This window comes from Streptomyces calidiresistens (genome assembly GCF_014141525.1).
GTDB lineage: Bacteria > Actinomycetota > Actinomycetes > Streptomycetales > Streptomycetaceae > Streptomyces > Streptomyces calidiresistens.
The window spans coordinates 1-8,838 of sequence record NZ_VKHS01000151.1; the positions used below are offsets into that span (position 1 = coordinate 1).

The following is an 8,838-nucleotide window of genomic DNA, read 5'->3' on the forward strand; positions in this document are numbered from 1 at the left end:
GCCCGGTGTGGTGTCCCTGCGGACCGCCCCCCTGTGGGGCCCGCCGCCCGACCCCGGGGGCCCGGGACCCGGGCGCGCCGGACGTCGCCTGGACCGGCGGTACGCCGAGGCCTTCGCCGAACTGACCGGGGCGCTGTGCGCCCCCGAGGACCCGGCCGCCGGCCCGCGCGGCGCCACCGGCCCCCGCCGCCGCTTCACCGACGGCCTGTACACCCTCGCCGATCTGTCCCTCGACCACGGCGGCCTCGCCGGTTGGCTGTGCTCCGAGACCGCCCTGCGGGTGCTCGAGGCGGCCTGCCGGGCCCCGGCGGCGCCGCGCGCGGTGCGGGCCGCCCGGGTGGCCGACCTGCTGGTGGCCACCGAACGCCTGGAGCGGGCGCTGCGCCCGCTGGGCCCGGACTGGTACCGCGCGGCGCCGGGGAGCCGCGAGGACCCGGAACACCACCGGGCCCGTGGCCTCCTGGGGGTCGATCTCTGCCACGCGGTGGGCGGTGGTCCCGCCGCCCTGCCCGGGCTGGTCGCCCACCACCGCCGGGGCACCCCGCTGCTGGTCACCGAGTACGGCGTGCGGCTGCGCGAGCACTACCTGGACAGCGCGGCGGAGGCCGCCCGCGCCCGCCGGCGCCCGGACGAGGCCCGCACGGTGGCGCCCGGCGCGGCCGGCGCCCCGGTCCGTGCCCTCCTGGCCGCCTTCGGGCTGCACCTCGCCCGCGAGACCTACGCCCGGGCCGAACTGGTCGTCCCCGGCAACGCCCACGCCCGTCGCTGGCAGGCGCGCTGCGGGGCGGAGAGCGGGCGGACCCGGCTGGTCTACCCCGGTCTGGACGCCCGCCCCTTCGAGGCGCCGGGCGAGGCGCCGGCCCCCGGCACGGGATCGTCCGTCCGGGGCGCCGGGGGCGCGCGTGGCGTGGACCCCGCCGCCGACTCCCTGGTCTGGGTGGGTCGGGTCGAGCCCTCCCGCGACCTCGTCGGGCTCCTGCACGCCTTCGACGCGGTCCACCGGGCGCGCCCCACCGCCCGCCTCCACCTGGTGGCCGACACCGGGCGCGGCCCCACCGACCCCCGGTACGCCGCGCACTGCCGGGACCTGGCGGCGCGGCTCTTCCCCGCCACGGACGCGGGGCCCGCCCCGGTGGTCCTCCACTCCATCGGCGATCCCGGGGTGCCCGGCCCGGCCGCCGCCTGGGCCCTGGGCTCCGTCGCCGTCCTTTCCTCCGCCGCGGAGGGCTTCCCGATACCGCTGATCGAGGCGATGTTCTGCGCCCGGGCCACGGTCTCCACCGATGTCGGCGCGGTGCGCGAGGTCATCGGGGGCACCGGCCCGGTCGTCCCACCGGGCCGGCCCGACGCCCTGGCCGCCGCCTGTCTGGAACTGCTCGCCGACCCCGAACGCCGGGCCCGACTGGGCGCGGCGGCCCGTGCCCGTGCCCTGGAACTGTTCACCGTGGAGCGGAACCTGGCCGCCTTCCGGTCGATGTACCTGGAGATGGCCGCCCGGGTCGCCGCCCGGCGGGCCGCCGGCACCGGGGACGGGACCTCCCCGGTGCCCGACGACCCCTCCGGGGCCGTCGATCCGGTGGCGCCGTTCAGTCGCACCCCCGAGGAACACCTGGCCGCGATCGCCCCGCCGCGGGACACCGCCGCCGACCCCGTCGGGGACCGCCCCGCCGACCGTGCCGACGAGCCGCCGGTCGCCCCCGCGCCGGTCGGGGCCGCCGTGTCCCCGGTGGGGGGTGGGCCGGCGTGATCACCACCCCCGCCGATCCCGTGCGGGTCCTGATGGACCGTCACCGGGAGCTGTGCGAGCAGGCCGTGCACCCCCTGGAGATCGCCGCCGTCCTGGAGGCGCGGGGGCTCACCGACCGCGGCGCCGCCCGGTACCGCCACCGCGACGTGTTCTCGTTGGCCGAGGAGCTGTACGCGCGGGTGCCCCGGGCCGACGCGGAGGCGGTCGCCGGCGCCGTCCCGCCGCCGGTCACGACCCCGCGGGGCATCCCGGCCCGGGCCCGACCCGCCGCTCTGTGGCGGGCCGCCGGACCGCTGCTCCCGCTCGCGGTGACCCTCGCGGCGGTCCTCGCCGCCGTCCGTCCGCCGGAGCCGGTCCGCCCCCCGATCCCGCTGCTCCTCCCGCTCGCCGGCGGTCTCGCGCTGCTCGCCGGGTGGGCGGTGCTGCGCCGGGACCTCCCCGGCCGGGCGGGTCGGGCCGGCCTCGTCGCGGCCTGCGCAGCGGCGGCCCCCCTGGCCCCCGACGTGCTTCCCGGGCTGTTCCCGGGGCTGCTCCCGGCGCAGGCCCCCGACCCGGCCCGGGCGGCGGTCGGTGCGGCGGTGATCGCCTGGGGTCTCGCCGTCTCCGTGTGGACCCTGCGCGCGTTCGCGGCCGGGGCCCGGCGGGCGGTGGTCGGCAGCCGCACCCTGGAGGACTTCCGCTCCGCGACCCGCCCCCGCTTGGCGGCGGCGCTCGCCCTGCCCGCCCTCGCCCTCGGCGCGCCACTCCTCGCGGCCGCCCTCCGGCCGGGCACCGCACCCCCGCCGTCCGCCCTGCTGCCCGCCGCCGCGACGGCGTTCGCGCTGCACCTCGCCCTGCTGGTCGCCGCCCACGGCCGGCCCCGCCGGGCCGTGGGGGCGCTGCTCGCCCTCCCCGCCGTCGCCGCGGCGTGGTGGGCGGCCCTCCCGGCGGTCCGTCCCACCGGCCCGCTCGCCCCGTACCTCCCGGGAGTGCCGTTACCCGGCGCGGCACCCGTGCCCGATTCCCCCGCCGGAGCGTTGATCGGGGTGGTGACGGGGGCCGCGGTCGCCGTCGCGCTGCTGCTCCCCGCGGTGCCGGCCGCCTGCTGCCGCGCCGCGGTCCACCGGATCCCGGCATTCCCGGCCCGCCGGGATCCGGAACAACCGTCGGCCGCCCCGGCGGCCCCGGTCACCCGGCCGCCCGGACGGGCAGCCGGTTCGTCACCCCCACCCGCGGAGCCCCCGGCCCCGCCGACAAGGAGAGAACAACCATGAGAGTGCTGCTGCTCGGTGCGGCCGGCTACCTCGGTCGCTTCATCGCCGAACGGCTGCTCGCCGATCCCGCCGTCCACCTGACCGCCCTGGGCCGGGGGGACGACGCCGACGTCCGTTTCGACCTGGCCACCGGCAGTCCGGGAGCCCTCACCCGCTTCCTGGACGCGGTGCACCCCGGCGTGGTCATCAACTGCGCCGGCGCCATCCGGGGCACCGCCACCGAACTGACCCGGCACAACACCATCGCCACCGCCACCCTCTGCGAGTCGCTGCGCCGCAGCGCCTGCGGGGCCCGCCTGGTGCACATCGGGTGCGCCGCCGAGTACGGGCCCTCGCCGCGCGGCTCCTCGCTCGCCGAGGACACCGCCCCGCGTCCCGGTGGCCCCTACGGGCTGAGCAAGCTCGCGGCGACCGAGTTGGTGACCGGCTCCGGCCTGGACGCCATCGTGCTGCGGGTCTTCTCGCCCACCGGGCCGGGCACCCCGGCGGGCTCGCCGCTGGGCCGGTTGGCCGACTCGATGCGTCGGGCCCTGCAGCACGGCGAGACCGAGCTGCGCCTGACCGGCCTGGGGGTGCAGCGGGACTTCGTCGACGTCCGCGACGTCGCCAGGGCGGTGCACGCGGCCACCCTCTCCGCCGCCAGGGGAGTGGTGAACATCGGGTCGGGCCAGGCGGTGCGGCTGCGGGACGCGGCGACGACCCTGGCCCGGGTCTCCGGGTTCACCGGGCTGCTGCACGAGGTGGACATCCCGCACGGCGCGCACGGTCAGCACGGTCCCGACGGCCGGCACGGTCCCGACGTCCGTGCCGGCGGGGTGCCCGGTCCCCGGGGCGCCGAGCGCGCCCCGCAGGGCCAGCGCCCGGCGCAGGTGCCGGGGATCGAGCGTCCGGCGGATCCCCCGCCGCCGGTGCCGCCCTACCCGGACGGGTGCGGTCCCTGGCAGCAGGCCGATGTCCGGGCCGCCAGGGACCGTCTGGGCTGGCGCTCGCGGATCGGCCTGGAGGAGTCGCTCGCCGACATCTGGATGGAGGCGGCCTGTCGCCTGTGAGCGGCGCGCGCCACCCGTCGGCCGGCCGGTCGGGTCCCCGACCGGCCGGCCGACCCACGGGCCCACCTGCCGGGCACCTCCGTCTCGCCGGTCGGGACGGGTGTCTCGGAATGGAATCGCGCGTGGCAGTGTTGGCGACGGAACGACCTGTCCCCCGACCCCCGGAGTCCCCGTGTCGCTGCCACCCCTGGTCGAGCCCGCCGCGGAGCTCACCGTCGACGAGGTTCGCCGGTACTCCCGCCACCTGATCATCCCCGACGTGGGGATGGACGGACAGAAGCGGTTGAAGAACGCGAAGGTCCTGTGCGTGGGCGCCGGCGGTCTCGGCTCCCCGGCCCTGATGTACCTGGCGGCGGCCGGTGTGGGCACGCTGGGCATCGTCGAGTTCGACACCGTGGACGAGTCGAACCTCCAGCGGCAGATCATCCACAGCCAGTCGGACATCGGCCGGCCCAAGGCCGTCTCCGCCAAGGAGACCGTGCAGGGCATCAACCCCTACACCGAGGTCCGCATCCACGACGAGCGCCTGGACTCCTCCAACGTCATGGAGATGTTCGCGCAGTACGACCTGATCGTGGACGGCACCGACAACTTCGCCACCCGCTACCTGGTCAACGACGCGTGCGTGCTGCTGAACAAGCCGTACGTGTGGGGCTCCATCTACCGCTTCGACGGTCAGGCCTCGGTCTTCTGGTCCGAGCACGGCCCCTGCTACCGCTGCCTGTACCCCGAGCCCCCGCCGCCCGGCATGGTGCCCTCCTGCGCCGAGGGCGGTGTCCTCGGCGTGCTGTGCGCCTCGATCGGATCCATCCAGGTCAACGAGGCCATCAAGCTGCTGGCCGGCATCGGCGAGCCGCTGGTCGGCCGACTGATGATCTACGACGCCCTGGAGATGACCTACCGGCAGGTCGGGATCCGCAAGGACCCGAACTGCGCGATCTGCGGCGAGAACCCGACCGTCACCGAGCTGATCGACTACGAGGCGTTCTGCGGCGTCGTCTCCGACGAGGCGCAGGAGGCGGCGGCCGGCTCCACGATCACGCCGCGGCAGCTCAAGGAGTGGATCGACGACGACGAGAAGATCGACATCATCGACGTCCGCGAGCCCAACGAGTACGAGATCGTGTCGATCCCGGGCGCCCGCCTGATCCCGAAGAACGAGTTCCTCATGGGCACCGCCCTGCAGGACCTGCCGCAGGACCGGCGGATCGTCCTGCACTGCAAGACCGGCATCCGATCGGCGGAGGTGCTGGCGGTGCTGAAGAACGCCGGTTTCGCCGACGCCGTGCACGTGGGCGGCGGCGTCATCGGCTGGGTCAACCAGATCGAGCCGGAGAAGCCCGTCTACTGACCCGCTTCCCCACGGCCCGGCGCCGGCACCCCCTCCCCGGGGGTGCCGGCGCCGGTCGTTTCCCGGGTCTCCGGGCCGCTGCGGGTCAGCCGCAGACCAGGCCGTCCTGCGGGATGAGTCCGGACAGCAGGTAGTCGTTCACGGCCTCGTCCACGCACTCGTTGCCCATGGCGTAGGCGCCGTGTCCCTCGCCCTCCCGGGTGATGAGGACCCCGACCCCCTCGCCCAGGGCGTCCCGCATCCGCTCCGCGCCCTCGTAGGGCGTGGCGGGGTCGCCGGTGGTGCCGATGAGCAGGATCTCCCGGGCGCCCTCGGCGTCGATGTCCACCCGGTTGTCCCCGCGCCCGGCGGTGTCGTCGGTGGTGTCGTCGGCCCCGGGCCCCGGTTCCCCGTCGTCCCCGGCATCCCCGGCGCCCCCGACCGGGACGGGCCAGCCCTCGCAGCCCGTGACCGACCACACCATCAGGTCGCCGAAGGCGGGCGAGGCCTCCAGGAACTCCTCGCGGTACTCCTCCACCGCCTCGATCCCCGGCCCGCCGGGAGCGTCGGCGCAGGTGATGGCGGTGAAGGCGTCGTTCTGGTTGCTGTAGCGGCCCTGTTCGTCCCGCCCGTTGTAGAGGTCGGCGAAGGCCAACAGCAGCTGTCCCTCGCCGTCGTTCAGCGCGGTGTCCAGGGCCAGGGTCAGGTAGGGCCAGAACTCCTCGTCGTAGAGGGTGAGGATGATGCCGGTCAGCGCCAGGTCCGCGGTCAGCAGCCGATCCCCGTCGCCGGGCAGCGGTCGGTCCCGCAGCCCGTCCAGGAAGTCGGCGATCACCGCCGAGCCCTCCTCGGCGTCGGTCCCCACCGGGCAGTCGGCGCCCTCCTCCGCCGCGCAGTGGGCCATCCAGTTCTCCAGCGCCAGTTGGAACCCCGCCGCCTGGTGGAGCCCCGCCTCGGTGGGCTCGGTGGTCGGGTCCACCACGGCGTCCAGCACCGCCCGGCCGACGTTCGCGGGGAACAGGCTCGCGTGGGTCGCGCCCAACTCGGTGCCGTAGGAGATGCCGAAGTAGTGCAGCTGCCCGTCGCCCAGCACGTGGCGCAGCAGGTCGAGGTCGCGGGCGGCGGAGGCGGTGGTCAGGTGCGGCAGCAGGTCACCGGCGGCCTCCTCGCAGCCGGCGATGTACTCGGCGTCCAACTCCGCCATCAACGCCTCCTCGCCGGCGTCGCGCGGGGGGCCGCCGAGTTCCTGCGCCATCCGGTCCCGCTGCTCGCCGTCCACGCACACCACACCGGCGCTGTTCCCCACCCCCCGCGGGTCGAAGGAGACCAGGTCGTAGCCGGCGCGCAGGTCCTCGTAGTTCTCGGCGGCCTGCGGCAGGGTGTACACGCCCGAGGAGCCCGGGCCGCCGAAGTTGAAGACCAGCGAGCCGATCCGAGCGTCCGCGTCGGCGGTGGAGACGGCCCTGATCAGGGCGATCTCGATGGTCTCGCCACCGGTGTCGTCCCAGTCCAGCGGAACGGTGAGGGTGGAGCACTGCCAGGGGGTGCCGTCGGGCAACTCGCCGGGGGCCTCGCCCCCGCCCTGCTCCACGGAGGGTTCGGGACACGCCGTCCACTCCAGGCTCTGTCGGGCCAGGGACTCCGGCAGCCCGGGGTAGTCGCGGGCGGTGGGGGTGGAACGGTCGGTCGGCTCGGCGGAGCCGCCGTCGTCGTCCCCACCCCCCGCGGTGCAGGCGCCGGTCACCAGCGCGGCGGCGGTGACCAGGGCGGCGAGGCGGGTGCCCCGTGATCGGAAGCGGTGTTGTCCGGGCATCGGATGTCTCCCCCGTGTGCGGCGTCGGTCCGCGGGAGGCGGCCCGGCGCTCGGTGGTCGTCGGTCGTTGCGGTGGTCGTTCCGGTGGTCGTTCCGGTGTGGTGTGCTCGGGTCGTGCTCCGCTCGGTTGATGTGTTCGACCGGTTCCGGTCCGGGTCCGGTTCCGGCCCGCGGCCGGTCGCCGTTCCCCGTGTCCCCTCTCCGCTCGTCTCCCGTCCATCCGTCACCGGTGGCGTCCGTCATCCGGTCCGCTCGCACACCGTGCCGTCGCGCGGCGTGGCCCCCGACAGCAGGTGCGCGTCCACGGCGGCGACCACGCAACGGTTCCCGGCGGTGTAGGCGCCGTGCCCCTCGCCCTCGAGGGTCAGCAGCACCCCCACCCCGTCACCCAGCGCCTCCCGCATCCGTTCGGCGCCCGCGTAGGGGGTGGCCGGGTCGCCGGTGGTCCCCACCAGCAGGATCGACCGGGCCCCCGGCGCGTGGACCTCCGGTTGGTCCCGGTCGGAGACCACCGGCCAGCCGTGGCAGGCGGTCAGGTCCCACACCAGGTAGGGCCCGAGCACCGGGGACGCGGCCAGGAACTCCGCACGATACCGGCGCACCTCCGCGGGGCCGGGGCGGGAGGCGAAGTCGGCACAGTTCACGGCGGTGTTGGCGGCGTGCAGGTTGCGGTACCGGCCCTCCGCGTTCCGCCCCAGGTAGCGGTCCGCCGCCTCCAGCAACCCGGTGCCGTCACCCGCCAGCGCCCGTTCCAGCGCCGCCCGCAGCCGGGCCCGACCGGACTCGGAGTACAGCGAGCCGATCACGCCGTGGACGGCGAGCCGCTGGGTGAGCGGACGGCCGTCGGCGGTGGGCAGCGGCCGGTCGGCGAGTCCGTCCAGGAGGTCCCCCACCAGGCGCGCCCCCTCACCGGGGTGGCCGCCGGTCGGACAGTCCTCCCGGCCGGCGCACTCGGCGAGGAAGACCTCCAGGGCGCGCTGGAATCCCTCCGCCTGCCCCAGCGAGCGCTCCACCAGGTCCCTGCCGGGGTCCACGGGCGAGTCCAGCACCATCCGCCCCACCCGATCGGGGAAGAGCGCCGCGTACACCGCGCCGAGTTTGGTGCCGTAGGAGGCGCCGTAGTAGTGCAACCGGGAGTCGCCCAGCACGTGGCGCAGCAGGTCGAGGTCGCGGGCGGTGGCCACGGTCGTCAGGTGCGGCAGCAACCCGCCGGCCCGCTCGGCGCAGGCGGCGGCGTACGCCTCGCGGGAGCGCAGCCACTCCTCCTCGCCCGCCGTGTCCCGGGGGAAGCCGACCTCCCGCAGCTCCCGGTCCACCCCGGCGTCGTCCAGGCAGACCACGCCGGAGGAGGCGCCCACCCCGCGCGGATCCATCCCCACCAGGTCGAAGCCGGCGCGCAGCCCGGTGAACCGGGGCTCGAAGGCGGGCAGGGAGGCCACCGCCGAGCCGCCCGGGCCGCCGAAGTTGAAGACCAGCGAGCCGATCCGGGGCGTGGTCCCGTCCCCGCGGCGGTCGATCCGGATCAGCGCCAGCTCGATCGTCCTCCCGGCGGGATCGGCCCAGTCGACGGGCACCGTCAGGTCGGCGCACTCCCAGGTCGCGCCGTCCGGCGGGGGAGAGGGGGCGGGGCCGCCGCCCTGCAGCAC

Annotated in this window: 6 protein-coding genes; 4 read left to right on the forward strand and 2 right to left on the reverse strand. The window is 76.3% G+C overall.

All coding sequences use genetic code 11. The features are described 5' to 3' along the window. The 4 genes from FOE67_RS09135 to moeZ all read left to right on the forward strand — a co-directional run. Positions 1–1,747 (forward strand): glycosyltransferase (locus FOE67_RS09135; protein WP_182662361.1); only part of this gene is annotated, 1,747 nt, incomplete at its 5' end. Continuing rightward, positions 1,744–3,000, forward strand: a complete 1,257-nt coding sequence (locus FOE67_RS09140; RefSeq protein WP_182662363.1) for a hypothetical protein — start codon at positions 1,744–1,746, stop codon at positions 2,998–3,000. The genes FOE67_RS09135 and FOE67_RS09140, both read left to right, overlap by 4 nt. Further along, on the forward strand, positions 2,997–4,049 hold the full coding sequence (locus tag FOE67_RS09145) for an SDR family oxidoreductase (protein ID WP_182662365.1): 1,053 nt from the start codon (positions 2,997–2,999) through the stop codon (positions 4,047–4,049). The genes FOE67_RS09140 and FOE67_RS09145 overlap by 4 nt, the downstream gene beginning before the upstream one ends. Positions 4,050–4,221: 172 nt before the next feature. Then, positions 4,222–5,400: an adenylyltransferase/sulfurtransferase MoeZ gene (gene moeZ, locus FOE67_RS09150; RefSeq protein WP_182662367.1), complete on the forward strand. Its 1,179-nt coding sequence runs from the start codon at positions 4,222–4,224 to the stop codon at positions 5,398–5,400. Positions 5,401–5,485: 85 nt separating this feature from the next. Here moeZ and FOE67_RS09155 read toward each other — a convergent pair whose 3' ends face one another. Continuing rightward, positions 5,486–7,192: an alpha/beta hydrolase gene (locus FOE67_RS09155; RefSeq protein WP_182662369.1), complete on the reverse strand. Its 1,707-nt coding sequence runs from the start codon at positions 7,190–7,192 to the stop codon at positions 5,486–5,488. A 239-nt stretch (positions 7,193–7,431) separates the two neighbouring features. After that, on the reverse strand, positions 7,432–8,838 hold a 1,407-nt coding region (locus FOE67_RS09160; protein WP_182662372.1), incomplete at its 5' end, for an alpha/beta hydrolase.